This is a genomic window from Flavobacterium sp. B330r (genome assembly GCF_056824325.1).
In genome coordinates this window covers 865571-890895 of the sequence record NZ_CP124860.1, presented here as the reverse complement: position 1 = coordinate 890895, position 25325 = coordinate 865571, and the positions used below count along the sequence as shown (strand labels likewise).

25 protein-coding genes are annotated in these 25325 nt (G+C 33.0%); 10 read left to right on the top strand and 15 right to left on the bottom strand.

Annotated elements, in window-relative coordinates; genetic code table 11:
• The first annotated feature begins 79 nt into the window (after nt 1-79).
• Nucleotides 80-799: a hypothetical protein gene (locus tag QLQ95_RS04020; protein WP_482502732.1), complete on the top strand. Its 720-nt coding sequence runs from the start codon at nt 80-82 to the stop codon at nt 797-799.
• A 440-nt stretch (nt 800-1239) separates the two neighbouring features.
• On the opposite strand, the gene QLQ95_RS04015 is transcribed toward QLQ95_RS04020, so the two are convergent.
• The 5 genes from QLQ95_RS04015 to QLQ95_RS03995 form a co-directional block, all read right to left on the bottom strand.
• Nucleotides 1240-1941 carry a hypothetical protein gene (locus QLQ95_RS04015; protein WP_095929503.1) on the bottom strand — a complete coding sequence of 234 codons (702 nt, stop codon included), beginning with the start codon at nt 1939-1941 and terminating at the stop codon, nt 1240-1242.
• A 129-nt stretch (nt 1942-2070) separates the two neighbouring features.
• The gene (locus tag QLQ95_RS04010; protein WP_428239148.1) at nt 2071-3900 is read right to left on the bottom strand and encodes an ABC transporter ATP-binding protein; all 1830 of its coding nucleotides are present in this window, start codon (nt 3898-3900) and stop codon (nt 2071-2073) included.
• A gap of 241 nt (nt 3901-4141) precedes the next feature.
• Complete coding sequence (locus tag QLQ95_RS04005; RefSeq protein ID WP_320493169.1) at nt 4142-5869, bottom strand: phospho-sugar mutase; 1728 nt, start codon at nt 5867-5869, stop codon at nt 4142-4144.
• 126 nt (nt 5870-5995) lie between these two features.
• On the bottom strand, nt 5996-6952 hold the full coding sequence (locus QLQ95_RS04000; protein WP_095929506.1) for a glycosyltransferase family 2 protein: 957 nt from the start codon (nt 6950-6952) through the stop codon (nt 5996-5998).
• Between the two features lie 8 nt (nt 6953-6960).
• Nucleotides 6961-7491, bottom strand: a complete 531-nt coding sequence (locus tag QLQ95_RS03995; RefSeq protein WP_428239149.1) for a DUF4199 domain-containing protein — start codon at nt 7489-7491, stop codon at nt 6961-6963.
• Between the two features lie 251 nt (nt 7492-7742).
• On the opposite strand from QLQ95_RS03995, the gene QLQ95_RS03990 reads away from it, so the two are divergent.
• Both QLQ95_RS03990 and QLQ95_RS03985 read left to right on the top strand, forming a co-directional pair.
• Complete coding sequence (locus QLQ95_RS03990; protein WP_007804523.1) at nt 7743-7997, top strand: type B 50S ribosomal protein L31; 255 nt, start codon at nt 7743-7745, stop codon at nt 7995-7997.
• 160 nt (nt 7998-8157) lie between these two features.
• The gene (locus QLQ95_RS03985; protein WP_482502729.1) at nt 8158-9333 is read left to right on the top strand and encodes a GlmU family protein; all 1176 of its coding nucleotides are present in this window, start codon (nt 8158-8160) and stop codon (nt 9331-9333) included.
• A 114-nt stretch (nt 9334-9447) separates the two neighbouring features.
• Here QLQ95_RS03985 and QLQ95_RS03980 read toward each other — a convergent pair whose 3' ends face one another.
• Complete coding sequence (locus tag QLQ95_RS03980) at nt 9448-9891, bottom strand: PepSY-like domain-containing protein (RefSeq protein ID WP_095929510.1); 444 nt, start codon at nt 9889-9891, stop codon at nt 9448-9450.
• Nucleotides 9892-10136: 245 nt separating this feature from the next.
• On the opposite strand from QLQ95_RS03980, the gene QLQ95_RS03975 reads away from it, so the two are divergent.
• From QLQ95_RS03975 to QLQ95_RS03965, 3 genes are all read left to right on the top strand, one after another.
• On the top strand, nt 10137-11771 hold the full coding sequence (locus tag QLQ95_RS03975; protein ID WP_482502727.1) for an ABC-F family ATP-binding cassette domain-containing protein: 1635 nt from the start codon (nt 10137-10139) through the stop codon (nt 11769-11771).
• Nucleotides 11772-12003: 232 nt separating this feature from the next.
• On the top strand, nt 12004-13158 hold the full coding sequence (locus QLQ95_RS03970; protein WP_482502725.1) for a porin: 1155 nt from the start codon (nt 12004-12006) through the stop codon (nt 13156-13158).
• A 20-nt stretch (nt 13159-13178) separates the two neighbouring features.
• Nucleotides 13179-14609 carry an anion permease gene (locus tag QLQ95_RS03965; protein ID WP_250837247.1) on the top strand — a complete coding sequence of 477 codons (1431 nt, stop codon included), beginning with the start codon at nt 13179-13181 and terminating at the stop codon, nt 14607-14609.
• Here QLQ95_RS03965 and QLQ95_RS03960 read toward each other — a convergent pair.
• Nucleotides 14606-14908 (bottom strand): GNAT family N-acetyltransferase, encoded by a 303-nt coding sequence (locus tag QLQ95_RS03960; RefSeq protein ID WP_250837246.1) that lies wholly within the window; start codon nt 14906-14908, stop codon nt 14606-14608. The two genes, QLQ95_RS03965 and QLQ95_RS03960, sit on opposite strands and share 4 nt — an antisense overlap.
• 291 nt (nt 14909-15199) lie before the next feature.
• Between QLQ95_RS03960 and QLQ95_RS03955 the strand changes: the two genes are divergently transcribed.
• Complete coding sequence (locus QLQ95_RS03955; protein WP_320493172.1) at nt 15200-15856, top strand: alpha/beta hydrolase; 657 nt, start codon at nt 15200-15202, stop codon at nt 15854-15856.
• Between the two features lie 170 nt (nt 15857-16026).
• Nucleotides 16027-16536 carry a hypothetical protein gene (locus QLQ95_RS03950; RefSeq protein WP_482502722.1) on the top strand — a complete coding sequence of 170 codons (510 nt, stop codon included), beginning with the start codon at nt 16027-16029 and terminating at the stop codon, nt 16534-16536.
• A 277-nt stretch (nt 16537-16813) separates the two neighbouring features.
• On the opposite strand, the gene QLQ95_RS03945 is transcribed toward QLQ95_RS03950, so the two are convergent.
• Complete coding sequence (locus tag QLQ95_RS03945) at nt 16814-17329, bottom strand: hypothetical protein (RefSeq protein ID WP_011921618.1); 516 nt, start codon at nt 17327-17329, stop codon at nt 16814-16816.
• A 169-nt stretch (nt 17330-17498) separates the two neighbouring features.
• On the opposite strand from QLQ95_RS03945, the gene rpmH reads away from it, so the two are divergent.
• Nucleotides 17499-17660 carry a 50S ribosomal protein L34 gene (gene rpmH / locus QLQ95_RS03940; RefSeq protein WP_008464848.1) on the top strand — a complete coding sequence of 54 codons (162 nt, stop codon included), beginning with the start codon at nt 17499-17501 and terminating at the stop codon, nt 17658-17660.
• 145 nt (nt 17661-17805) lie between these two features.
• Nucleotides 17806-20661: a carbamoyl-phosphate synthase large subunit gene (gene carB / locus QLQ95_RS03935; protein WP_482502719.1), complete on the top strand. Its 2856-nt coding sequence runs from the start codon at nt 17806-17808 to the stop codon at nt 20659-20661.
• A gap of 77 nt (nt 20662-20738) precedes the next feature.
• Here carB and QLQ95_RS03930 read toward each other — a convergent pair whose 3' ends face one another.
• From QLQ95_RS03930 to QLQ95_RS03900, 7 genes are all read right to left on the bottom strand, one after another.
• Nucleotides 20739-21260 carry a hypothetical protein gene (locus tag QLQ95_RS03930; protein WP_320493186.1) on the bottom strand — a complete coding sequence of 174 codons (522 nt, stop codon included), beginning with the start codon at nt 21258-21260 and terminating at the stop codon, nt 20739-20741.
• A gap of 89 nt (nt 21261-21349) precedes the next feature.
• Entirely contained in the window at nt 21350-22399 is a 1050-nt protein-coding gene (locus QLQ95_RS03925) for a T9SS type A sorting domain-containing protein (RefSeq protein WP_482502717.1), read from the bottom strand.
• A gap of 227 nt (nt 22400-22626) precedes the next feature.
• Nucleotides 22627-23025 carry an inner membrane protein YiaA gene (gene yiaA, locus QLQ95_RS03920; RefSeq protein WP_250837242.1) on the bottom strand — a complete coding sequence of 133 codons (399 nt, stop codon included), beginning with the start codon at nt 23023-23025 and terminating at the stop codon, nt 22627-22629.
• Nucleotides 23026-23210: 185 nt separating this feature from the next.
• Nucleotides 23211-23750, bottom strand: coding sequence for a DUF4252 domain-containing protein (locus tag QLQ95_RS03915; protein ID WP_482502715.1), 540 nt, complete (start codon nt 23748-23750; stop codon nt 23211-23213).
• A 2-nt stretch (nt 23751-23752) separates the two neighbouring features.
• Nucleotides 23753-24328 (bottom strand): DUF4252 domain-containing protein, encoded by a 576-nt coding sequence (locus QLQ95_RS03910; protein WP_250837240.1) that lies wholly within the window; start codon nt 24326-24328, stop codon nt 23753-23755.
• A gap of 18 nt (nt 24329-24346) precedes the next feature.
• Complete coding sequence (locus QLQ95_RS03905) at nt 24347-24808, bottom strand: hypothetical protein (protein WP_095929518.1); 462 nt, start codon at nt 24806-24808, stop codon at nt 24347-24349.
• The gene (locus QLQ95_RS03900; protein WP_008464858.1) at nt 24795-25304 is read right to left on the bottom strand and encodes an RNA polymerase sigma factor; all 510 of its coding nucleotides are present in this window, start codon (nt 25302-25304) and stop codon (nt 24795-24797) included. The genes QLQ95_RS03905 and QLQ95_RS03900 overlap by 14 nt, the downstream gene beginning before the upstream one ends.
• Nucleotides 25305-25325 lie beyond the last annotated feature (21 nt).

Genomic DNA, 25325 nt, shown 5'->3' with positions numbered 1-25325 from the left:
TAATCGGTTATAAAATTCAATAAAAACAAAAAATACAATCAAAAATAGTATATTTGATAATCGTATATAATCATTGTAGATGAAAAAGTATTTTAAATATATCGCCCTTATACTTATCGGAACAGTCATAAGCTGCCGAGAAGAAGTTCAAAAACCAAAAGTAAGCTACGGTGCTTCAAATAAAGTGAGCATTACTAAAACCGATACAACCCAGATTGAAATCGCCGATTTGCCAATTCAATTGGAAGGAACCAATTATTTAATTCATCCAGTTGGAGATTTAAGAGTTTTTGAAAGAGGATCTAAGGCAAGATTTGGTTCTTCGAGCGTTAATGATGTAAGTTTTACGATTTCTAATTTAGGAGAATATGAAATTACAGGATATCTTCAGAATTTAAAATTCCAAAAAGTAGATTCAGATTCTATCCGACCTTTATCAGATAAACCAGTTCTAATTTTAACAGCTACTTTTCTGAAAACCGTTGCAGATAAAACGCATAATAATGTTATGGTTTATACATTAACAGATTCAGATACTAATAAAGACGGAAAAATTGATACAAGCGATATTAAAACTTTGTACTTAAGTGATATCAGTGGAGAAAATTTCACAAAAGTTTCAGCAGATCTTCAAGAGTTGGTAGATTGGAGTTTAATTGAATCTAAAAATCGTCTGTATTTTAGAACCATTGAAGATACCAACCAAAATGGTCAGTTTGATAAGAACGATGTTTTACATTATAATTACATAGACTTAGGTTCTAAAAAATGGGAAGTGAAGAGTTATAAGCCGATTTAAGGTGCTAAGGTTCTGAGATGTTAAGATTCTAAGTTTTTTTTTGCCACAGATTAAAAGGATTAAAAAGATTTATAAAAAAGAGAGGCTGTTTCAATAAGTTGAAACTGCCTCTCTTTTTTAAATTGCTTTTATTAATGAAAACAGCGTTTTTTATTTTTATACATCAAGCCGTCATTCCGTAGGAATGTCTGGTCGGTAGAAAAAAATGATGACAAATCAATTTACGTTCCGTAGGAACGTTTGATGTGTTGGATTGTCAAAAAAATGTCTAAATCAAACGTTCCTACGGAACGTAATTAACCAAAACAATATAATTTTTTCTACCGATGAAATGTTCCTACGGAACATAATCAAATCAGAAACGGGAAAAAATCTTTCTAATCCTTTTAATCTGTGGCAAAAAAAACTTAGAATCTTAGCATCTCAGCACCTTAGCATCTTTAAATCAATATATCACTTTCAAGATCAGATTTTTCGATTTCGAAACCAAATCCTAAACGTTCAACCAATTCAATTACCAGTTTTTTATACCAGTTTTCAGATTTTGGGTGAATATATATTTTTTCGATCAATTGATTAATGTCGACGTTGATCTTTAAACCGTCGTTTAATTTAATATCGCTTTTGGAAGTATCACTCAGAATACGGACTTCCCTCTCGTATTGAAAACTCTTTCTTTTAAATAAAAACGGAAAGAATAAATCATCAAACGGAATATATTCTTTTTTATAATCGATGTAATTTACTTCGCCGATAAACTGGTCAAAATTGTTTTCTGGTTTTACTGCTTTTTGCAGTCTTCCAATTGTAGATTGAATAGCTAAGCCTTCGTTGTTTTTGGTAAAAATCTGCCACATGGCAAAAGATTCATATTCATTGATGTGCCAGCTGCTTATGGCTACTTTTTCGCGATGTGTTTTGTAGTAATTTAAAAATTCAGGGTTATCTGCCGCTAGCTTTTTAATTTCTTCGTAAGTCGGTTCGCTAAAAGTGCCTTCGTACTGATCTTCAAACTTGTCAGAACGCGACATGAATAGTTTTTTAGAAAGTAAAAGGTCTAGAAATTTAGATAAATCAAGATATTTCCACACAATAGTATCAGAGTCATCTGGAAGTTTTATGTTGGGGTTTTTAAGATACATTTTTGGTAGAGTTACAAGATTTGTTCTTAATCAACCTAAAGTTATAAAAATAAACACAGATTAAAGAAATTAAACTGAGTTTTAATATTTCCTTAATCTGTGTAAATTAATCTGGTGTTTGATGTGTTCTTACGATTCGAAAGACTGCATGGTTACAAGTTTATTGTAAGTTCCGTTGTGGGCAATTAATTCTTCATGAGTTCCTTGTTCAACGATTTTTCCTTTTTGCATTACGACAATCACATCTGCTTTCTGAATAGTCGAAAGTCGGTGTGCAATTACAATCGACGTTCTGTTCTGCATCATGTTTTCTAATGCTTCCTGAACAAATTTTTCGCTTTCTGTATCCAAAGCCGATGTCGCTTCATCTAAAATCATAATCGGCGGATTTTTCAATACGGCACGAGCAATAGATAAACGCTGTTTTTGACCTCCAGAAAGCTTATTTCCACTGTCACCTATATTTGTGTAGATTCCTTGCGGAAGATCCTTTACAAACTCAAAAGCATTCGCAATTTTAAGCGCTTCGATAATCTCGTCATCAGTAGCGTCCAATTTTCCTAAAGCGATATTTGCTTTAATGGTATCATTGAATAAGATACTGTCTTGTGTTACCAATCCCATTAAGCTACGAAGTGATTGCAGGTTCATGTCTTTAATGTTGATGCCGTCAATAGAAATCGAACCATCGTTAACATCGTAAAAGCGAGTCAATAAATTTGCAATTGTACTTTTTCCGCTTCCAGATTGTCCTACAAGAGCAACAGTTTGTCCCTTTTTTATTTGAAGAGAAAAATCTTTTAAAACTGTTTCTTCTTCGTATTTAAAGTTTACATTTTGAACAGTGATATTATCATCAAAAGAAGTTTTTTCAACAGCATTTTCTTTAGAAACGATAGTATTTTCTTGTTCTAAAATTTCAAGTACACGTTCTGCTGCGGCATTTCCTCTTTTTACTCCATAAGAAGCTTTAGAAATTGCTTTTGCAGGAGTTAGAATGTTGTAAGCTAATCCCATGTAAGCAATAAACGCAGCGCCTTCTAGTGTTTTGTCAATCAAAACCATCTGACCGCCGTACCAAAGTAAAATAGCAATTACGGTAATTCCCATAAATTCACTTGCTGGAGAAGCTAAGTTTTGGCGGTTTCCAATACTATTTGATAAAGTGAAAAAACGCTCTGTCGAGTTTTGAAAAACTTTATTAAAGTAATTTTCAGAATTATATCCTTTTACAACTTTCAATCCGCCAATTGTTTCTTCGATCGTAGAAAGGAATCTTCCTTGCTCTTCTTGGGCTTTGGTTGATTGTTTTTTAAGCTGTTTTCCAATCAATGAAATAATATATCCAGAAACAGGAATAAAAATGAAAACAAACAAAGTTAGCTTAGCGCTAATGATAAGCATTGTGGTTATGGTAAAGATAATCGTTAAAGGTTCTTTTACAATAAGTTCCAAGATGGCTAAGAAAGAGTTTTGAACCTCGTTTACGTCAGCTGAAATTCTAGAAATTACGTCTCCTTTTCTTTTTTCAGAATAAAAGGCCAAAGGGAGTTCTAGTGTTTTTTTGTACAAAGCATTTCGCATATCCTTTAATACTCCATTTCTAAGGAAATTAATAAAAAACATCGCCAAATAATCGGCTAAGTTTTTAAGTAAAAAGATCGAAATGATAATAGCGACCATTACCGATAAAACATAACCAGGTTCATGGTTTTTTTGTGCGGTGGTAATGTAGTAAGCCAGGTAATCTTCGGCATATTCTTTTATTTTAAAAATGCCTTCGTAAACTGGCTCTATTTCTACTCTTTTTCCTTTTTCAAATAAAACCTGAAGCATTGGTATTAAAGCAACAAACGAAAGTGTGCTGAAAAGCGCATACAAAACATTGAAAAAGATATTTAAGAATGCGTATTTTTTATACGGATATATAAAAGGAACTATTTTTTTGAAATTACTCATTTATTTTTCTTGATGTTATTTTCTTTTGGTTGGTCAGCTCTTTTGGGTTTTAGTATTTATTTTGAGCATGTAATTTTCAATGCACAAAATTAATCCAATTGAGGTGTTTTCAATTTCTTTTTAGTTTTTTTTATAAAAAAAACTCTGATTTACTTTCAAGATTGTAAACCAGAGTTCAAAGATATCGAACTTGTTAATTCTGCATGCAATTTGCAAAATTGTGTAATTGAGAAATGCAGGTTTAGTTTAACTGCATGTCTGCAATGATATTTTGTATTTTGCTATCTAAGAATTTCTCTGCTTCATCAAAATCAGAAACCGATGCGATTTCAGCATTTACACTAATGTAGAATTTAATTTTAGGTTCCGTTCCACTAGGTCTAGCGCAAATTTTTGATCCGTCTTCTGTATAATAAATCAATACATTCGATTTTGGGATTTCCATTGTCGATTCTGAACCGTCTAATAAATTTAAAGCAATAGACGATTGGTAATCCTCAACCATAATAACTCTTTGTCCGTTGATTTCTTTCAAAGGATTCTCGCGTAAATCAATCATCATTTGGTTGATTTCTTGTAAACCTTCCATTCCTTTTTTAGTCAGCGAAACTAAGAATTCTTTGTAGAAACCATTTTCAACATAAAGCTGTAAAAGTTCTTTATAAACAGAGCTTCCTGCAGCTTTAGCTTGAGCAGCAACTTCGCATATTAATAAGGTAGCAGCAACAGCATCTTTGTCTCTAACGGCATCGCCAACCATAAATCCGAAACTTTCTTCACCACCACCGATAAATTCAAGCTCAGGAAAATCTTTGATCATTTTTGCGATCCATTTAAAACCAGTCAATCCTACTTTGCATTCAACACCATAACTTGTTGCCAATTCCATCATCATTGGAGTAGAAACGATTGTTGAACCTACGAATTGTTTTCCGTTTAGTTTACCTGCTTTTTTCCATTGTTTCAATAAGAAAGAAGTCATTAAAACCATAGTCTGATTTCCGTTCAATAAAATCATTTTACCATCGTTGTTGCGAACAGCAACTCCCAAACGGTCGCAGTCAGGATCTGTACCCACTACAATGTCAGAATTTGTTTTATCTGCTAGAGCCAAAGCCATTGTTAACGCTTCTGGTTCTTCTGGGTTCGGAGATTTTACTGTTGGAAAATTTCCATCTGGAATAGCCTGTTCAGGAACAATATGAACATTTTTGTATCCAGCTTGCGATAAAGTATCTGGAATTGATTTTATAGAAGTTCCGTGCAATGAAGTAAAAACGATATGAAGGTTGTCTTTAGCTTCAGCTGGAGTATTAAAACTTGCATTTTCAATAGACGATTTTATAAATGCTTTGTCTATTTCAGTATCAATGTATTCAATCAAATCTTCGTTTGCATTGAATTTGATTTTATCGTAACCCAAACTTTCAATTACATTGACAATTTCTTTGTCTTGAGGCGGAACAATTTGCCCACCATCTTGCCAGTAAACTTTGTAGCCGTTATATTCTGGTGGATTGTGAGAAGCTGTTAAAACAATTCCGCACTGGCATTTTAAATATTTAAGTGCAAAAGATAATTCTGGAGTTGGCCTTAAATCAGAAAACAAATACACTTGAATTCCGTTTGCCGAGAAAACATCAGCTACCACTTTTGCCAAAGTGTTGCTATTATGGCGACAGTCGTAAGCAATAGCTACTTTTAAAGGTTCGTTTGGAAAAACTTGATGCATGTAATCAGATAATCCCTGAGTATTTTTTCCAAGCGTATATTTATTGATTCGGTTATTTCCGATTCCCATAACACCGCGCATTCCTCCAGTTCCAAACTCTAGGTTCTTGTAAAAACTTTCTTCAAGTTCTTTAGGAGAAGTTGTCATTAATTCCTTAACAGCAGCTTGCGTTTCTTGATCGAATGTTGGTGTCAACCATTCGTTTACAGCGTTTAATATATTTGGTGCAATGTTCATATGTTTTTTTTAAGTTTTAATTAAAGATAAGGCCTTTTTCAGGAGCTAATCCTGCTGTCCACTATATCTTTTGTGGTGAACCCCACCACAAAAGGATGCCGTTCCCATCAGGGCTAGGGCGCTTCGTTAAAAATTAACCTCTCGGGCTACTTTGTAACGTGCTTCATTGCTTTTAGTTCTTAAGATAATTTCGCCTAAGAAACCTGCTAAAAATAATTGAGTACCAAGAATCATAGTGGTTAAAGCAATGTAAAACCACGGATTGTTGGTAACCAAAGTATATTTCATTCCAGTATACATGTGGTATAGTTTGGAAACACCAATGTATCCGGCAGATAAAAATCCGATAATAAACATTAGAGAACCCATTGCGCCAAATAAGTGCATAGGTCTTTTTCCGAATCTTGATAAAAACCAAATCGTAATCAAATCCAAGAAACCGTTTATAAAACGTTCCATTCCGAATTTTGTTTCACCATATTTTCTAGCTTGGTGAATGACTACTTTTTCGCCAATTTTTCCAAATCCAGCATTTTTAGCCAAAACAGGAATATAGCGGTGCATTTCGCCAGAAACTTCAATGTTTTTTACCACGACATTTTTGTAGGCTTTCAATCCGCAGTTAAAATCGTTTAGCTCAACGCCAGAAGTTTTTCTAGCCGCCCAGTTAAATAATTTTGAAGGAAGATTTTTGGCCACAACAGAATCGTAACGTTTCTTTTTCCATCCAGAAACCAAATCGTATTTCTGATTTATAATCATTTCATACAATTCAGGAATTTCGTCTGGGCTGTCTTGCAAGTCAGCATCCATGGTAATAATAACATCACCTTTTGCTTTTGCAAAACCAGCATGTAAAGCCTGAGATTTTCCAAAGTTTTTCATGAAACGAATCCCTTTTACACTAGGGTTTTCGTTAGAGAAACTTTCAATAATCTGCCAAGAATTATCTGTACTACCATCATCTACAAAAATGATTTCATAAGAGTAATTGTTAGACTGCATCACTTTAATGATCCATGTGTAGAGTTCTTTAAGTGATTCCTCCTCGTTTAGAAGCGGTATAAGTATAGATAAATTCATTTATATTTTTATTCTTGTGTAGATTTGCTTTTAAAAAATGCTGCTAAAATTAATCCTAAGATTGAATAGCCAATAATGCTGAAAATAAGAGCTTTTAATTGTTCAACAGTTGAGAAAGGATTATTTTCTTTCATTTTAGTTAAGGCTTCATTTATTTTAGCGGCTGGAGTTCCAAATTTCTGTAATGTTTCAGCCATGTATTTAACCAATAATTCGCTTATAGTTGTTTTTGCTTCAGGATCAATTACATTAAATAATAGGATGCTGAACAAAGTAGAAATTGCAAGAGCAATTATTGTAGTTATAAAGAATGTTGTAAAAGCGTCTTTGAAAGAGAAAAAACCATTGATGTCTTTTTTTGTTTTAGTAAGTAATACGATTCCAATTACTACATAAATAACAAAAGTTAAACCGCCAATCCAGCCTGAAACAAATAATTTTAAATCTACGGCATAGATAGTTGCTGTAATTAATGCCAGAATAATTCCTAAGATGATTCCGTAAGTAACGCCGTTCTTTTTTATAACTTCATTAATCATATTGTGATAGGTTTAAAATTAATCCACAAATATAGTAATTCCCACTATAATCGGATATAAAAAAAGCTTTTCGAAATAAACTAAAAAAAAATAAGCTAACTGTTTGTTTATTAAAAAAGAATTGTAAATTTGCACACTCAAAAATAATTAAATTTTTAAACAAAAAAGAGTATTGCTTGTTTATACCTTTTTCTAACCATGAAAAAGCTTCAAAATGAAGATGCTCTATTAACAATAAATAAAAAGACAAGATGAAAAAAGGAGTTCACCCAGAGAATTACAGATTAGTTGCATTTAAAGACATGTCTAATGATGACGTTTTTATCACTAAATCTACTGCAGATACAAAAGAAACAATTGAAGTTGACGGAGTTGAGTATCCAGTTGTAAAAATGGAGATTTCTAGAACATCTCACCCTTTTTATACTGGTAAATCTAAACTTATCGATACTGCAGGACGTATTGATAAATTCAAAACTAAATACGCTAAACACGCTAAAAAATAATAGCTGTTTTACATTATACAAAAGCCTTCCAATTCTGGAAGGCTTTTTTTATGCGTTAAATATTACTTTTCGTTAAAATGGTTTTTTACTAAACCGGTAAAATATTTGTAACTTTGGTGCCAGGTAACCAAATCAAATTTTAACAAACACTCAATTATTTATGAACTACATTCTTTTCGACGGTCCCGTTCGGAATGCTTTATTACCCTTTACTTTTACAAGACCAGTAGCTGATATTTTGGTAGGAATCATGACAATTCGCCAGAAATGGGAAAAATATCTTGGTTCAACAATCACGACTATAACAGAGGAATATTTATCGGAGAAATTCCCAATGGTTGAAATGGAGGAAAATGTAATGATCAATGCAGCGTATTTGCCAAATGATACTCTTGCAGAGATGGTTTCTAATTTAACAGAAAACCAAGCAATCTTTAGAGGTGAAGATGTAATTGCATTTTTTGCAAACGAAAACCAAGAAGAAGTCGATTTTGATTCTTATGAAATTATTCAGTACAATGAAGATTGTATTACGATAGAGCATACTTGGGATATTTTCTCAAAAAACGATGCAGCGATTCGTCAAGATTTTAAATACTTGACAGAAGATCGTACTTCGCAACCCATTCCTAAAAGCGTTAATGTAATTGCTCCAGAAAATATTTTTATTGAAGAAGGTGCAAAACTAGAGTTTGTAACTCTAAATGCTTCAAACGGTCCTATATATATAGGTAAGAATACCGAAATTATGGAAGGGACGGTTATTCGCGGACCTTTTGCTTTATGTGAAAATGCAATGGTAAAAATGTCGGCGAAGGTTTATGGTGCAACGACTGTTGGGCCAGGATCGAGAATAGGCGGAGAAGTTAAAAACTCAGTTCTTTTTGCCAATTCAAATAAAGGGCATGAAGGATTTTTAGGAGATTCTGTTCTAGGGGAATGGTGTAACATTGGAGCAGATTCTAATAACTCAAACCTAAAAAACAATTACGAAGAAGTAAAATTATGGAGCTATGAAACAGAAGGTTTTGCTAAAACCGGACTTCAGTTTTGTGGTTTAATGATGGGAGATCATAGTAAATGCGGAATCAATACGATGTTTAATACAGGAACTGTTGTTGGTGTAAGCGCTAATATTTTTGGTTCTGGATTTCCTCGTAATTTTGTTCCTAGTTTTTCTTGGGGAGGAGCAGCAGGTTTTACAACTTATGTAACTAAAAAAGCTTTTGAAACAGCGAGGTTAGTGATGAGCCGAAGAAATATAGAATTCGATGCAACGGAAGTTGCAATTATGGAGCACATTTTTGAAGAAACAAAAAAATGGAGAAAAGACTAATTTAATTAGATAATTATAGCAAACCCGACAGGTTTTTAAAACCTGTCGGGTTTTGTTATTTTAAGGTTTTAGAGAATTTTCTAATTTCCTAATTGACATATTTTCTAATTTTACTTATTTATCAATCTTAGTAAAATCCCCTTTTAAGTTGAATTTTAATTCTAAACCATTGGTTAATTTTGTTTCATATCCAGAAGAACCAATTTCTATTTTGGTTACGTCTTCTTTAGGGAAATTTGCTTTTATGTAAGAAGCAATTTTTTTTGGGATAATAGATTTTGGAACTTTTCCAGTTTTAGCATCCACTTCTTTCCAGTTTCCTTTTTTGTCAAATTCAATTTCTGTTTGATTGCTAAATTGAACTTTGTATTCTGTAGATAGAATTTCTTTGTCTTCTAATATATAGCTAGGTTTCTTAGATCCAAAATGTGTTTTTAAGAATGTTTGTGCGTTTCCCGGTAAAGCCTCTTTTTTAATTACAGTTTTTTGTGCATTTGTAGTAAGTCCAAATAGTAATCCCGTAATTAAGCAGATTGTCAGTTTTAATTTCGTTCTCATATTTTGCTGATTTTTAAAATTATAGTATAAGTTAAGACTAAAATTTTGAAATATTAAAAAATGATTGGGGTTTCGTTCTTTGCGATTAAGACATTATTTAATTTGTAAATTATCTGGACAACACATTTTCATAATTATCTAATTTTCAAATTGCCTAATTATCTAATTAATCTATCTTTGCAGCACGAAAAAAAAATGGGTAGTCAGATAAACGATTAACCGATTAAACAAATTAACAAACACAAATGATTACAGTTAACGATATTTCGGTTCAGTTTGGTGGAACTACACTTTTTAGCGATGTTTCTTTTGCTATTAATGAAAATGACAAAATTGCCCTGATGGGTAAAAATGGTGCGGGAAAATCTACACTTTTAAAGATAATTGCAGGTGCAAACAAACCTTCAACCGGAAGTATTTCTGCTCCAAAAGAAGCTGTAATCGCTTACTTGCCACAGCATTTGCTTACCGAAGATGGTGCAACGGTTATGGAAGAAGCATCAAAAGCTTTCAGTGAGATTTTTACAATGAAAGCTGAAATCGATGCTATTAATGAGCAATTGACAGTTCGTACAGATTATGAAAGTGACGAATACATGAAATTGATCGAAAGAGTTTCTGACTTAAGCGAAAAATTTTATGCAATTGAAGAAGTAAACTACGAAGCTGAAGTTGAGAAAATTTTGGTTGGTTTAGGTTTTGAACGTGAAGATTTTGGACGTCAAACTTCTGAATTTTCAGGAGGATGGAGAATGCGTATCGAGTTGGCTAAAATTCTATTGAGAAAACCTGATTTGATTTTGCTAGATGAGCCAACGAATCATATGGATATTGAAAGTATTCAGTGGTTAGAGGAATTTTTGCTAAACCAAGCTAAAGCTGTAGTGGTAATCTCGCACGATAGAGCTTTTGTTGATAATATCACCAATCGTACTATTGAGGTTACAATGGGAAGGATTTATGATTATAAAGCAAAATATACTCATTATTTAGAATTAAGAAAAGATCGTAGAATTCACCAGCAAAAAGCATATGATGAGCAGCAAAAAATGATTGCAGACAACAGAGCTTTTATTGATCGTTTTAAGGGAACATTCTCTAAAACAGATGCCGTTCAGTCTCGTGTAAAAATGCTTGAAAAATTGGAAATTGTTCAGGTTGATGAAGTAGACACATCGGCTTTACGATTAAAATTCCCGCCAGCAGCACGTTCTGGGCAATATCCTGTTATTGTAAAAGAAATGTCTAAAGCTTACGGAGATCACGTAGTATTTAAAGATGCAAATATTGTAATCGAGCGCGGACAAAAAGTGGCTTTTGTTGGAAAAAATGGTGAAGGAAAATCGACAATGATTAAAGCCATTATGAAAGAAATCGGCGTTGATTCTGGAAGCGTAGAAATTGGTCATAATGCACAAATCGGATATTTTGCTCAAAATCAAGCGGCTTTATTAGATGAAAATGCTACTATTTTTGAAACAATCGATAGTATTGCCGTTGGTGATATCAGAACGCAAATCAAAAATATTTTAGGAGCTTTTATGTTTCAAGGTGACGATATTACTAAAAAAGTAAAAGTGCTTTCTGGAGGAGAGAAAACTCGTTTGGCAATGATTAAATTATTGTTGGAGCCAGTTAACTTGTTAATTCTAGATGAGCCTTCGAATCACTTGGATATGAAAACCAAAGACATTATTAAAGATGCTTTACGCGATTTCGACGGAACTTTGATTCTGGTTTCTCACGACCGTGATTTCCTTGACGGATTAGCGACGAAAGTTTTTGAATTTGGAAATAAAAGAGTGAAGGAACACTTTGAAGATGTGGCTGGTTTCTTAGCGCATAAGAAAATGGATTCTATGAGAGAGATCGAGAAATAATATTTTTCAATATAATTTTTAAAGGGCATAAGTTTATTCTTATGCCCTTTTTCTTTGTTGCAATATTCGTAACAGTATTTTAATGCAATTTTTTTTACATAAAATATCTTTTTTTGTTACTTTAGTATTCCCATTTCGTGTTGACTGTAAGTAATTAAGTTTTTTGATCAAGAATAGAACGCTGATTTTTAAATCACTATATAAGCATTGCTGTTTCATTTAATTTAAGCCTATGAGTAAAAGTCTACTATCGCCATTTTTTTTTCTTATTTTTATAACGCCATTTTTTTTCTACGCCCAAGGAGATGTGAATCAAGGAGCTGATAAAAAAGAGAGTGAAGAAGTAAAATATCCGCAATTTCAATTAAAAGGGCTTCTTCAAGCAAGATATCTAGAGAGTTTTGGAGATAATGTAGACGTTTTAGGAACTCATCATTCAACGGGAGATGCAGTTCAAAGTTCTTTTGATATAAAAAGAATGCGTGTGGGTTTAAATACAAAGTTAAGCGAGACTACAGAAATTGTAATTCTGGTCAATTTAGCCGATTTTAAATCTGATCCAAAGGGAAAAGTTCTTGAAAATGCCTACGGGAAATATACTTTTAATAAATATATAGCTTTAACAGGAGGGCAATTTCGTCCAGCATTTGGTCTTGAGGAGCTTGTTCCGGTAGATATTATTAAATCTTTTGATTTTTCGAATCAGTATTATGAATTTGGAAAAAATGGATGGACAAGTTTTCAAATTGGAGCATCAGCGACAGGAGGTTTTGATATTGGAAAAATCCCAGTGAATTATGCGGTTTCTATTTTAAACGGAAATGGGAAAAATGTAGAAATGGATAAAGATAACGGAAAACAATATTCTTCAAGATGGGTTTTTGGTTTGTCAAAAGAGCATAAAATTAATCTGGGTTTAAACGGAGGTTTTGGAAAAGTCTTTAAGGAAGATGTTTTTGCATTAGGAGCAGATATTACCAGTGATTTTAAAATAACCGATAAACTTAGTTTTGATTTGCAGATAGAATATAAGCAAGGAACAAACCATAATTTATATTATTCTTTACCAGTTGCTAGCCGTACAGAGAATGTTGCAGATTATCAAATGCGCGGGATCTATTTTCTGCCGAATTTTAGATATGTAGTAGATTATAAAAAACTCACCGCATTTGAAATTTCTTGCCGCTACGAAACTTTTGATCCGAGCTACAAAATCGATTCAAATGTGCGCACCACTTACACGCCAATGGTTAGTTTGGAATTCGGAAAATCGTATACAGGACGTATCGAGATGGGATTTGAAATTGACAGATTTGATAAGAGTATTCCAGATACGTCAACCTACAACGATAATTTATTTTTAATTCAGTTACAGCTCAGAATTTAATTCACTTAATCTTTGTTTTTATGAAAGAAGTAAAAATTCCACAGACCCTAATTACGCTGGCAGTTTTGGTTGCCATTTGGTTTGTTCCAGCTCCAGAAGGAGTTGTAACAGAAGCTTGGCATTTATTTGCCATTTTCGTAGCTACTATTTTAGGAATTATCTTAAAAGCGGCTCCGATGGGAACAATGTGTATGATTGCAATTGCTTTAACGGCGATGTCTCAGGTTTTGGCTCCAGGAGATCCTGGAAAATCGATCACATTAGCATTAAAAGGATTTGGGGATAAGGTAATCTGGCTGATCGGAATTTCATTTTTTATAGCAAGAGGATTTATAAAAACAGGTCTGGGAAACAGAATTGCTTTTTTATTTATAAAAATATTCGGAAAAAGTTCTTTAGGACTCGCGTATGGTTTAGGATTGGCAGATTTGGTTTTAGCGCCAGCTGTTCCAAGTAATACGGCTAGAGGAGGAGGAATTGTTTATCCGATCATGAAATCAATGTCGATGAGTTTTGGTTCAATGCCTGACAAACCTGAAACGCATAGGAAATTAGGGGCTTATTTAACTTTAAATAGTTATAATATGAACCTGATTGCTTCTTCGATGTTTTTAACAGGAACAGCGAGTAATCCGATGTGTCAGAAGTTTGCACTTAATTTAGGAATAAAAATTAGCTGGATGTCTTGGGCGGCGGCGGCAATTGTTCCGGGGTTATGTGCTTTTATTGTAATTCCGTTCGTTCTTTATAAAATTTATCCTCCAGAATTAAAAAAGACTGGGGATGCACCGCAGATTGCAACACAGAAATTGAAAGAAATGGGGGCAATAACTAGAGATGAATGGATGATGTTGCTGACCTTTTTTATTCTGCTTTTTCTTTGGATGACAGGAGATCTGCTTTCTATCGATGCAACAACAACAGCTTTTATCGGATTGGTAATTTTACTTTTAACTTCAGTTTTGACTTGGGATGATGTAAAAGCCGAAAAAGGAGCTTGGGATACCATTGTGTGGTTTTCTGTTCTAGTAATGATGGCCAGTTCGCTTAATGAATTAGGTTTTATCGCATGGTTTAGCGATTTAGTAAAAGCAGAAATTGGCGGATTAAGCTGGCAGATGGCTTTTCCAATCATTATATTGGTATACTTCTTTAGTCATTATCTTTTTGCAAGTGCAACTGCGCACGTTGCAGCAATGTACGCAGCCTTGCTTGGTGTGGGTGTTTCGCTCGGAATTCCAGGATTATTGCTAGCATTTATGCTTGGTTTTGTCGGATCTCTTTACGGAACTTTAACGCACTATGGTCACGGTCCGGCACCCGTATTTTTCGGGAGCGGTTACGTTGACCTAAAGAGCTGGTGGGTCAAAGGGCTTATAACTGGTTTGGTTATGCTCTTTATCTATATGGTAATAGGAGGATTGTGGCTCCGAGTAATTGGATATTTTTAGATTCTGATTCCTGGAGGAAGTAATTCTTTGTATCTAGGGTTTTTTTTGAAAAACGAAACAATCTTTGGGTGAATAGGAACTACTCTGTAATTTTTTTCAGAACTTAAATCTAATATATTTTTAAGCAGCATATTGATCGTTTCTTCGTTCTCGTATGAATCTGGTTTATTGATCTTGGTTAAAAAGATTTTTTTTTCTTGAAATGAATACTCAACTGCTAACATTCCTTCGGGGATGACAGTTTCAAATTGGCGTGCAAAAGTGTTGTCTTTGATTTCCATAGTTACAGAAGATTCCATAGTAATTTCTTGTTAGGTTATTGGTAAATAGTGAATTTGGGACTCGAAATTTTATTGAAAGAAAATTCTTTATAAGTTTTAAATTCAAGAAATATTTCGAATTGCAAAGGTAATCATTTGATTTTCAATATTAAATTATTTTTTGCAGCTATAAACTTTAAGTTTTTGTTTTGAACTTGGATTTTTTTTGAATTGCTATAAAATAGGTCTGAAATTTGATTATCATGACATTAAAAAAAGTAACTTTATTTTTTAGAATAAAGGTTTTAATGGTAATTTCATTTTAATATTATGAGTAAAATTCCAGTTTATTTTATGCCAGGTTTGGCTGCGAGTTCATCTATTTTTGAAAGAATAAAATTGGATGAAGATACTTTTGAAATGCATCTTTTGGAATGGGAAATTCCAAATCCGAAAGAATCTTTATCAGATTATGCACTTCGAATTAGTAAAAATATAAAACACGAAAATCCTGTGTTAGTCGGAGTTTCTTTTGGAGGAATCCTAGTTCAGGAAATTTCGAAACATATAAAAGCACGAAAAGTTATTATTATATCGAGTGTAAGAAGCAATTTGGAGTTCCCGAGAAGAATGAAAATAGGGAAGAGGACAAAAGCTTACAAACTAATTCCGATGCAGTTAATTCTGAATGTTGAGAAATTGGCTAAATTTTCATTTGGCGAAAAAGTCAATAAGCGAATTAAATTGTATGAGAAATTTTTATCTGTCCGTGATTTAGGATATCTGCAATGGGCGGTAGAAAGTGTAATTTTATGGGAGCGAGATAAAATTGATGAAAATGTAGTGCATATCCACGGAGATAAAGATGATGTTTTTCCGATTAAATATATTGATAAATGTATTTTAGTCAAAGGAGGGACACATATTATGATCTTGAATAAGTACAAATGGCTGAATGAGAATTTGCCTTCTATTATACTTGAGTGAAATTCCAATTTTAAAAATTCCAAATTCCAATACTTTGAGGATTTTTAATCTTTGTCAAAGTTTTAAACTTTGACAAAGATGCATTTAAGAAAATTTGCACGCAATCTTGTCATTTCGACCTTAGGGAGAAATCTTCGCAAGTAACTCCATAAAGTAATTCAAGAAAAAAAGTGAGAATCAGTATAATCGTTTTGGTGTTAATTTTAGTAGGATGTAAATCCTCAAAGAGAGACTGCGATTTTACATTTTTTAAATGGAATATCCATGAATCTTATTATTTGAAGTTTAATTCTTCTGATACGCTCTATTGTATAGATACTTATGGATTTAAAAAAGAAACGACTTTTACAATTTTAAATAAAGACGAGAAAGAAAGGATTCAAAATATATTAGATACTATTACTTTTCCTAAAAATGAAACTTTTGAAAATAATGATATGGATGATGGAACAACTTACGGTTTCATTCTACAAGATAAAAAGCGGTCAAAGAAACTTAAAATTCATGGAAATGCTGGTCCTCAACAATTTTGGTATTTTGGTGAAGTTCTAGAAAAAATTAAACTGAATCTTCAGTTTGCTAAAACAAATAAGAAGATAGATTTGAAAGAAATTAATAAAATGGTCATATTTGAAATACCGCCTACATTTACCATTGATACTGTAGGATTAGAAAAATAAATTTTACTGGTTTTTTCTTTGTCAAAGAAACACACAAAGAAACACACAAAGAATTACTCACAACCTTGTCATTCTGAGGAACGAAGGATCGCGCTCGTAACTCTACAAAGATTGGCGATTCTCTGTATGGATTTTCTAGTGTGATCCTTCGTTCCTCAGGATGACAAACTAAAGAAAGTCTTTAGTAGAAAATCTAAAATCTAAACTCAACAATCTAAAATAAAAAAATCCCAAACTCTTTTGGAATTTGGGATTTATAATATTGTAATTTAGAAAATTAGATTTTCTTCATTTGTTCTTTCATCATAGAGATTTGCTCTTTCAGCATTCCCTGTTTGTCTAATTTTTTAGCTTCGTTTAATAAATTAGTCGCTTCCAATTTTCTTCTGCGAGACATCGCAACTCCAGCAAGGTTTAATTTAGCTACAGCCAAATCCATATCCATTGATAATCCAAGTTCGATTGCTTTTTTGAAATGTTTCTCCGCTTGGTTGATATTAGTTTGAGATAACATAATACCTTGTAAGTAATTTAAGTATCCTTGTTGTTTTCTTACTAATGCACCTTCTGGATTTTTGATATATGATAACCATTTATTAGCACCTTCGAAGTCTTGTTTTCTTAATTTAAGGAAGGCTAAAAGGATAAATTCGTTTTTAAAATAAAGAAAAATTGGAATTGCAGTCAATAAGATAAGGAATATACCATTCCCAATATTACTTTCTGTAAATTGCCAAATGCCCGCCACTACAAGAAGTCCGGCCAAAATAAGTTTAATATTCTTGTGAAACATAATTATTGTAAATTTGTGATTGCAAAGATAGTAAAAGGAATTAAAAATATTTTTATAAAAGTACTTGCCAGAAAAAAAAGTCTTTGTATATTTGCACTCGGTTTTTGAACAACGATATCCAAAACCAAATAAACGAGTTAATAGATACCATTTTTAAAGATACAAAGCAATGAGCAAAAGAACGTTTCAACCATCGAAAAGAAAAAGAAGAAATAAGCACGGATTTATGGACAGAATGGCTTCTGCGAATGGAAGAAAAGTTCTAGCGCGTAGAAGAGCAAAAGGAAGACATAAATTAACTGTTTCTAGCGAGCCTAGACACAAAAAATAATGTTTGTATAAACATACATAAGGCGATTACTTTTTTAGTATCGCCTTTTTTTATACCTTGTCGGTAAAAAATCTCTCAACTTTCTAGTTTATAGTGCACTAGAAAAGTTTTTTTAAATCGTAAATAACTACACAATACATACAAAATGCCTAAAGACACATCAATAAAATCAGTTTTAATAATAGGTTCAGGACCTATTGTTATTGGCCAAGCTTGCGAATTCGATTATGCGGGATCTCAATCTGCGCGCTCGATTCGTGAAGAAGGAATTGAGGTTATCTTGATTAACTCGAATCCAGCGACGATTATGACCGACCCATCTATGGCCGATCATATTTATTTGAAACCTTTAACGACAAAATCGATTATTGAAATTCTTAAGGAACATCCACAAATTGATGCTGTTTTACCAACAATGGGAGGGCAAACAGCCTTAAACTTGTGTTTGGAAGCTGAAGAAAAAGGAATCTGGCAAGATTTCGGAGTGAGATTAATCGGTGTTGATGTAAATGCTATTAATATTACAGAAGACAGAGAGCAGTTTAAGCAGCTTTTAGAAAGAATTAATGTACCAACTGCACCTGCAAAAACAGCTACTTCTTACCTTGAAGGAAAAGAAATCGCTCAGGAATTTGGTTTCCCGCTTGTAATTCGTCCTTCGTTTACACTAGGAGGAACTGGAGCAGCTGTGGTTTACAAAAAAGAAGATTTTGATGAGCTTTTAACTCGCGGACTTGAAGCTTCTCCAATTCACGAAGTTTTAATTGATAAAGCTTTAATGGGATGGAAAGAATATGAGTTAGAGCTTTTAAGAGATAAAAATGACAATGTTGTAATTATCTGTTCTATCGAAAATATGGATCCAATGGGAATCCATACGGGAGATTCGATTACAGTGGCGCCAGCGATGACATTATCTGATACCACTTTTCAAAAATTACGTGATTACGCTATCTTAATGATGAGAAGTATCGGAAATTTTGCTGGAGGATGTAACGTACAATTTGCAGTTTCACCAGACGAAAAAGAAGATATCGTAGCAATCGAGATCAATCCTCGTGTATCTCGTTCTTCTGCTTTAGCATCAAAAGCAACTGGATATCCAATTGCAAAAATTGCTTCTAAATTAGCTTTAGGATACAACTTAGATGAGTTGCAAAACCAGATTACAAAATCTACTTCGGCTCTTTTTGAACCAACTTTAGATTATGTAATCGTAAAAATACCACGTTGGAACTTCGATAAATTTGAAGGTTCAGACAGAACTTTAGGTCTTCAGATGAAATCTGTAGGTGAGGTTATGGGAATTGGACGTTCTTTCCAAGAAGCACTTCACAAAGCGACTCAATCTTTAGAGATTAAGAGAAATGGCTTAGGAGCAGACGGAAAAGGATATAAAGATTACGAATTGATTATCGATAAACTGACTCACGCAAGCTGGGACAGAGTTTTCGTAATTTACGATGCAATTGCAATGGGAATTCCGTTGAGTACAATTCACGAAATTACAAGAATCGATATGTGGTTCTTAAAACAATACGAAGAGCTTTATACTTTAGAAAAAGAAATCTCAAACTACAAAGTTTCTGATCTTCCTAAAGAATTATTGCTTGAAGCAAAGCAAAAAGGTTTTGCTGACAGACAATTGGCTCACATGATGAACTGTCTAGAAAGTGAAGTTCACTCTTTACGTATGGAGAAAAACATCAACCGTGTGTTTAAACTGGTTGATACTTGTGCGGCTGAATTTAAAGCTAAAACACCTTATTACTACTCAACTTTTGAGGCAGAAATCGAAAAAGCAAATGGAGAGCGTTATGTAGATAACGAAAGTGTTCTTACAGATAAAAAGAAAGTAATCGTTCTTGGTTCTGGACCAAACAGAATTGGTCAGGGAATCGAATTTGATTACTCTTGTGTACACGGAGTTTTAGCAGCTAAAGAATGTGGTTACGAAACGATCATGATTAACTGTAATCCTGAAACGGTTTCTACAGATTTTGATACTGCTGATAAATTATACTTCGAGCCAGTTTTCTGGGAGCATATTTATGACATTATTCAACACGAAAAACCAGAAGGTGTAATTGTGCAGCTGGGAGGTCAGACAGCTCTTAAATTAGCAGATAAATTATCTAAATACGGAGTAAAAATTATCGGAACTAGTTTTGATGCACTTGACTTAGCAGAAGACAGAGGAAGATTCTCAGATTTATTGACTGAATTGCATATTCCTTTCCCAAGATTCGGAATCGCTGAAACGGCTGACGAAGCTTCAAAATTGGCAGATACTTTAGATTTCCCACTTTTAATTCGTCCTTCTTATGTATTAGGAGGTCAGGGAATGAAGATTGTAATCAACAAAAAAGAGTTGGAAGAGCACGTTATCGATTTGTTGAAAGCAATTCCAGGAAACAAATTACTTTTAGATCATTACTTAGCAGGAGCAATCGAAGCTGAGGCTGATGCGATTTGTGATGCTGATGGAAATGTTTACATCATCGGAATTATGGAGCACATTGAGCCTTGTGGAGTTCACTCTGGAGATAGTAACGCAACATTGCCTCCTTTCAACTTAGGAGAATTTGTAATGCAGCAAATTAAAGATCATACGCATAAAATTGCGAGAGCTTTAAAAACTGTTGGTTTAATCAACATTCAGTTTGCAATTAAAGATGATACAGTTTACATCATCGAGGCAAATCCTAGAGCTTCAAGAACGGTTCCGTTTATTGCAAAAGCTTATGGAGAACCTTATGTAAACTACGCTACAAAAGTAATGTTAGGTCACAATAAAGTAACTGACTTTGATTTCAATCCGCAATTAAAAGGATACGCAATCAAACAACCGGTTTTCTCTTTCAGTAAATTCCCGAATGTAAATAAAGCGTTAGGGCCAGAAATGAAATCGACAGGAGAAAGCATCTTGTTTATTGATGACTTAAAAGACGATCAATTTTACGAATTGTACTCTAGAAGAAAAATGTATTTGAGTAAATAATCTCAGATTCTATTATAAAAGAAAAAGCTCCAATGAAGATTGGAGCTTTTTCTTTTATAATGTCAAGATACTGAAAGTTAGCCTCTGTTTTTAGTGTATTCTTTTTTAGCATGATTATAATTAAAGTATCTGTTTTCGTTTGCTATCCATGAAGAATTTAAGCCAATGAGATTATTGTATTTTTCTCGATTATTAGAATTTCCAATATATTTTTCATCTTCAAGTACAATAGAATCTCTTTTTATTTCTCCATTTACTATTGCAATATAGAAATCATCATCGGGGATATCTGCCCATTCTGTATAATATCGAATTGAAAAAGTCTTTAATTCATATGTTTCAATAATGTCAACTATTGATTTGATATTATGTTCATAATCGGATGAGTTTGCTTGAGTTTCATAAATTGGAAGTGTTTTTAAATATTGTAAGTACTCTTTTATAGTATTAAAACTGTCAGCTTCCTTAATGAAATATTCTATTGTACTTCCGTTCAAATCTAAAGGTATAATTACTATGCTCTCTTCAAAAAAATGAACTAAATCTTTATTGTATTGACTTTTTTCATTAGTTAAAATTGCGCAAATTTTTTGTCCCATGATTTTATTACTTATTGAATTAAGTATTGGTTTTGTTATTAAAAAAAAGCTCCAACGTAAATTGGAGCTTTTTGTTTTAGAATGTTTTATTACTTCACAATAATCTTCTTAGACGTATTGTTTATTTTTAAAATATAATTTCCTGGAACTACATTCGATACAGAAATAACATTGTCCTTTATATCTGCAGATTTGTAGCTTTTAACGTTTCTTCCTGTCACATCATACAAGTCAATAGTTTCGATTGTAACGTCGCTACCATTTTCAATGTGTACAAAATCTGTTGCTGGGTTTGGATATACTGCAAGACCTTTTTCAGTTTTTTTGATATCACCTAAACCCAAAGTTGGAGATGTGATTTTAATAACTTTTTTAGTGCTAGAACTGGTACTAACGTAAAGAGCTCCATCATAAATTGCCATTTGTGCAGGCTGGTCATAGTTAGTATTAAAATAAATAAATTCTTCTTGGTCACCATCATTCCCGTTCGCAGGAAAACGGAAAATTCTATTTTGTAAACCTGTAGAAATGTATAAATCGCCATTTGGAGCAACTACAAGATTTGCTGGGTTTCTCAGTTCTGAAATTAGTGTTGATACTACTCCTGCAGGTGTTATCTTTTTTACTACACCATCCATTTTGTCAACAACGAGTAAATTACCTGATTTGTCAAATGCTAAACCATTTGGCTGACTGAAATCTGAAGCAAAAGTTGTTGTTACTCCAGCTGCAGTTCTTTTTTTAATGTTTCCAGAATTTGATTCAGAATAAAATACATTGTCGTCTGCGTCGATGGCAATTCCGTAAGGGCTTCCACTTGCTGGATACGCCGTAACTACTCCTGATGGCGTAATTTTTTCTATTTCCTGAATGAAACCAGATCCTGCCATCCAAAGATTTCCACTCTTGTCAAAAGCAATTTGTTGTGGTGTACCATTTACTGTTGCAAAATTGCTTTGTACTAATTGAGGTGTAACTTTAGTAACTTTATAAGTGTAAAAATCAGCAACAAATAAATTTCCAGAAGCATCAAAAGCAATCCCGGTTGGAGTGTTAAATCCCGTAGTTACGTAATCGGTTGGAGTTTGTGCATTTGCGCCAAATGCTGATAATAATGTAAAGAGTAAAATTTTTTTCATATAGTATATTTAGGGTTTGGTCAAAGATATAATTTTAAGTGAATAAATTATTTTTTTTGTAAGAAAATATATTTTGAAGATTGTATTTTTAATTTACTATACTATTGAGACACTTTTGTTTAGTTAAAAAGAAGTCTGATTTTAATGCTAACAATTGAAATTTCGTACAAAAAAAGCCTCATTTTTTTAAATGAAGCCTAATACTGTTTTTTTTATTGATTTAAACTTTATTCAACCTGATTAAAGCTCATATTATCTCTAGTGTTTTTTTGAACTGAAATAGCACCGAACAATGCTAGTAAAAAAGCAAAAGCATAGAAACCTTTTTCGCTAGGAAGAATTGTTGCATTCCATAATCCAACAACCAAAAGAACGATTGAAAGTAATGTTCCGAACCAGCAGATTCCGTAATAAATATCTGTTACAGGAAGTTTTTCAAGTCTGTCTCGAACGCTTTTTTGCAAAGAAACTACGGCAAAAAGTCCGAACATTAAAACTGTAAAATAGTATCCTTTTTCATTTAATAACATTTCAGCTCTTGCTAGTCCAACGATAAAACCGACAGTTCCAGCTCCAAGAGCTACCCAAGATGCCGCAATAAAGGCATTTGATGTTTTTTGTATCATATTAATTCTGGTTAAATTAGATTTTTGAGATTTGTTTTTTTTTATAATCTCAGTTCGTAAATGTAATTAAATTTGATTAATGGCAAAATGAAAATGAAAATAAATTAATAAGTATAATCTTAGTAGATGTTATAAAAAAAGCTCCAATATATTGGAGCTTTCTTAATTTAAAAAGTAAGATTGTATTATTTTTTAAGTAATTGTTCTAAAGGTTTTAACTGCTCCATATCTATTTTAGATTTCTGTAAAACAGACATTAAAGTCATAATGTTGTTTGGATTCATGTTTTCGCCTAAAACCCTAACTACAGCAAACCCATTTTCTTTTCTATTGGCAAAAATGATAAACTCTTTAATATTATCATCACTTCCAACATAGCTAACAGAAGCACCGTCTTTACCAGAACCAATTTTCATTAACTCTTGATATTTCGGATCTTTTAATATGGCTTTTACTTTATTTCGTTCTGTCTCAAACTGTGCCTGATTGTTTTGATCAGCTTTGAAAGCTAGAATATTCATTTTGTCAAATGAATTTAAAGCTTCGCTTTGCTCTGCAGATAATTTTGTTTTATCCACATTCAGGATGTTTGGTGAAACATCTAATGCTATAAAATCTTTTTTCTCCGAATTTTCAACAAAATACTTTTGCAATGTTGGTTCAGAATTACAGCTTCCTAAAGTTAGAAGAGCCGTAAGTGCTATGATGAAAATATTTGTTCTCATTGTTATTTTTTGCCTTTAGAAGCTTTCTTTAAGTCTGTACCGCCAGGAAGTTGCATTTTATCTGTTAATACTGAGATTTCGTTTAGATCAAAATTACCAGTTAAAGATAATAAAACAGTTTCGTCGTTTTTTGCACCATCCACATACATTAATAATTCTCTTATTTGAGTATCTGTAGCGCCAGATTTCACCATTATTCTAACATTTTTCCCGCCATCATTTACACGCATTAATTCTTCTAGTCCGGCAGTTTTTACATATTTGTCGGCAGTAGCTTTCATGTCTGCTTCGATTTTTGGATTTTTAGTGGTGAACACTTTTAAGTAATCCAGTTTTTTAATTAGAGCAATATACTGCTGTGTTTCTTTATCAGAAGCGTCAACTTTTACTTTGCTCATTAAATCAAACATTTTTTTGTTTACAATTACTGAGGTTACTTCATCCTGACCATCAAATTTGTCAAAAGCGCCTTGTGCGTAGAATGTTGTGCTTACTAATGCGAATACTAAAGTTATAATGAAGTTTTTACTCATACTTAGTTTATTGCTTTTTTGGTATTCGTGAATCGTTGATTTCATGACTATTTTTGTGTTTAATTACTGTTTAAAAATTTTGTTTTTTGATTGTTCGAATTCATTAATGTAGTGTACACTTTCAATACCTACATTAACATTGCTTGATAATAATGCCAAAGCTTTTTGTGTTGCTTTAAGCGCTTCTTCGGGATCATCATAGGTTCCTAATTCTGTTTTCGAAGCTACTGCAGTAGTGTTTTTTTGTTCGCTCGCAAAATAATAGGTTCCAATTCCCAGCAAAACAACAGCTGATGCCGCAATCGATAACCACGCTACGTTACGTTTCTTAGATTGTAGTGGAATTTCATACGTTGATTTCTGTTCTTTTGCATGAGAGAAATAGCCAAACATAGATTTGTATTGCTCCAAATGCTGCGCAACATTTGGTGAAGAGAAATATTCTTTTAATTGATTTTCCTCAGCAATAGAAGTTTCTCCCTGAAAGTATTTTTCTAATATATCTTCTATTTTATTTAGTTCCATAAAGGTGTGTATTTGTCATTGATTCTCTAATTTTTTTTCTTGCTCTCGAAAGCGCCACTCGTATTGCCGTTTCGTTCATATTAACGATTTTGGCTATTTCTTCAAATTCATATTGCTCCACATCTCGTAGCTGAATTAATAATTGCATTTGTTCGGGCATCTCATTTATAATTTTTTCAACCCATTCTAAACTGTCTTGATCTTCCAGTTTTTTATCCAATTGCGGCTGCCGATCGGTAAAGTTGTTGTGAACAATTTGCAGATTGCTAGCCCTTTTAGATTTTAGCTGATCGAGACAATAATTTTTGGTCATAGTCATCGCCAATGCTTCTACGCTATTATAGCTTTGCAGATTGTCTTTTTTGTTCCATAATTTTACCATTACTTCCTGAGTTGCATCTTCTGCTTCTTCGGTGCTAGTAAGCAATCTTTTTGCCAGACGAAAAACTTTGTCTTTAAAAGGATTTATTAATTCTATAAATACAACTTGGTTCATTAATCTGATGGTTAATCGTTA

Excerpts from the sequence above, each read along its gene's own strand:
- QLQ95_RS04020 (WP_482502732.1), top strand. The coding sequence starts at position 80 with ATGAAAAAGTATTTTAAATATATCGCCCTTATACTTATCGGAACAGTC.
- QLQ95_RS04015 (WP_095929503.1), bottom strand. The coding sequence starts at position 1,941 with ATGTATCTTAAAAACCCCAACATAAAACTTCCAGATGACTCTGATACT.
- QLQ95_RS04010 (WP_428239148.1), bottom strand. The coding sequence starts at position 3,900 with ATGAGTAATTTCAAAAAAATAGTTCCTTTTATATATCCGTATAAAAAA.
- QLQ95_RS04005 (WP_320493169.1), bottom strand. The coding sequence starts at position 5,869 with ATGAACATTGCACCAAATATATTAAACGCTGTAAACGAATGGTTGACA.
- QLQ95_RS04000 (WP_095929506.1), bottom strand. The coding sequence starts at position 6,952 with ATGAATTTATCTATACTTATACCGCTTCTAAACGAGGAGGAATCACTT.
- QLQ95_RS03995 (WP_428239149.1), bottom strand. The coding sequence starts at position 7,491 with ATGATTAATGAAGTTATAAAAAAGAACGGCGTTACTTACGGAATCATC.
- QLQ95_RS03990 (WP_007804523.1), top strand. The coding sequence starts at position 7,743 with ATGAAAAAAGGAGTTCACCCAGAGAATTACAGATTAGTTGCATTTAAA.
- QLQ95_RS03985 (WP_482502729.1), top strand. The coding sequence starts at position 8,158 with ATGAACTACATTCTTTTCGACGGTCCCGTTCGGAATGCTTTATTACCC.
- QLQ95_RS03980 (WP_095929510.1), bottom strand. The coding sequence starts at position 9,891 with ATGAGAACGAAATTAAAACTGACAATCTGCTTAATTACGGGATTACTA.
- QLQ95_RS03975 (WP_482502727.1), top strand. The coding sequence starts at position 10,137 with ATGATTACAGTTAACGATATTTCGGTTCAGTTTGGTGGAACTACACTT.
- QLQ95_RS03970 (WP_482502725.1), top strand. The coding sequence starts at position 12,004 with ATGAGTAAAAGTCTACTATCGCCATTTTTTTTTCTTATTTTTATAACG.
- QLQ95_RS03965 (WP_250837247.1), top strand. The coding sequence starts at position 13,179 with ATGAAAGAAGTAAAAATTCCACAGACCCTAATTACGCTGGCAGTTTTG.
- QLQ95_RS03960 (WP_250837246.1), bottom strand. The coding sequence starts at position 14,908 with ATGGAATCTTCTGTAACTATGGAAATCAAAGACAACACTTTTGCACGC.
- QLQ95_RS03955 (WP_320493172.1), top strand. The coding sequence starts at position 15,200 with ATGAGTAAAATTCCAGTTTATTTTATGCCAGGTTTGGCTGCGAGTTCA.
- QLQ95_RS03945 (WP_011921618.1), bottom strand. The coding sequence starts at position 17,329 with ATGTTTCACAAGAATATTAAACTTATTTTGGCCGGACTTCTTGTAGTG.
- rpmH (WP_008464848.1), top strand. The coding sequence starts at position 17,499 with ATGAGCAAAAGAACGTTTCAACCATCGAAAAGAAAAAGAAGAAATAAG.
- carB (WP_482502719.1), top strand. The coding sequence starts at position 17,806 with ATGCCTAAAGACACATCAATAAAATCAGTTTTAATAATAGGTTCAGGA.
- QLQ95_RS03930 (WP_320493186.1), bottom strand. The coding sequence starts at position 21,260 with ATGGGACAAAAAATTTGCGCAATTTTAACTAATGAAAAAAGTCAATAC.
- QLQ95_RS03925 (WP_482502717.1), bottom strand. The coding sequence starts at position 22,399 with ATGAAAAAAATTTTACTCTTTACATTATTATCAGCATTTGGCGCAAAT.
- yiaA (WP_250837242.1), bottom strand. The coding sequence starts at position 23,025 with ATGATACAAAAAACATCAAATGCCTTTATTGCGGCATCTTGGGTAGCT.
- QLQ95_RS03915 (WP_482502715.1), bottom strand. The coding sequence starts at position 23,750 with ATGAGAACAAATATTTTCATCATAGCACTTACGGCTCTTCTAACTTTA.
- QLQ95_RS03910 (WP_250837240.1), bottom strand. The coding sequence starts at position 24,328 with ATGAAATCAACGATTCACGAATACCAAAAAAGCAATAAACTAAGTATG.
- QLQ95_RS03905 (WP_095929518.1), bottom strand. The coding sequence starts at position 24,808 with ATGGAACTAAATAAAATAGAAGATATATTAGAAAAATACTTTCAGGGA.
- QLQ95_RS03900 (WP_008464858.1), bottom strand. The coding sequence starts at position 25,304 with ATGAACCAAGTTGTATTTATAGAATTAATAAATCCTTTTAAAGACAAA.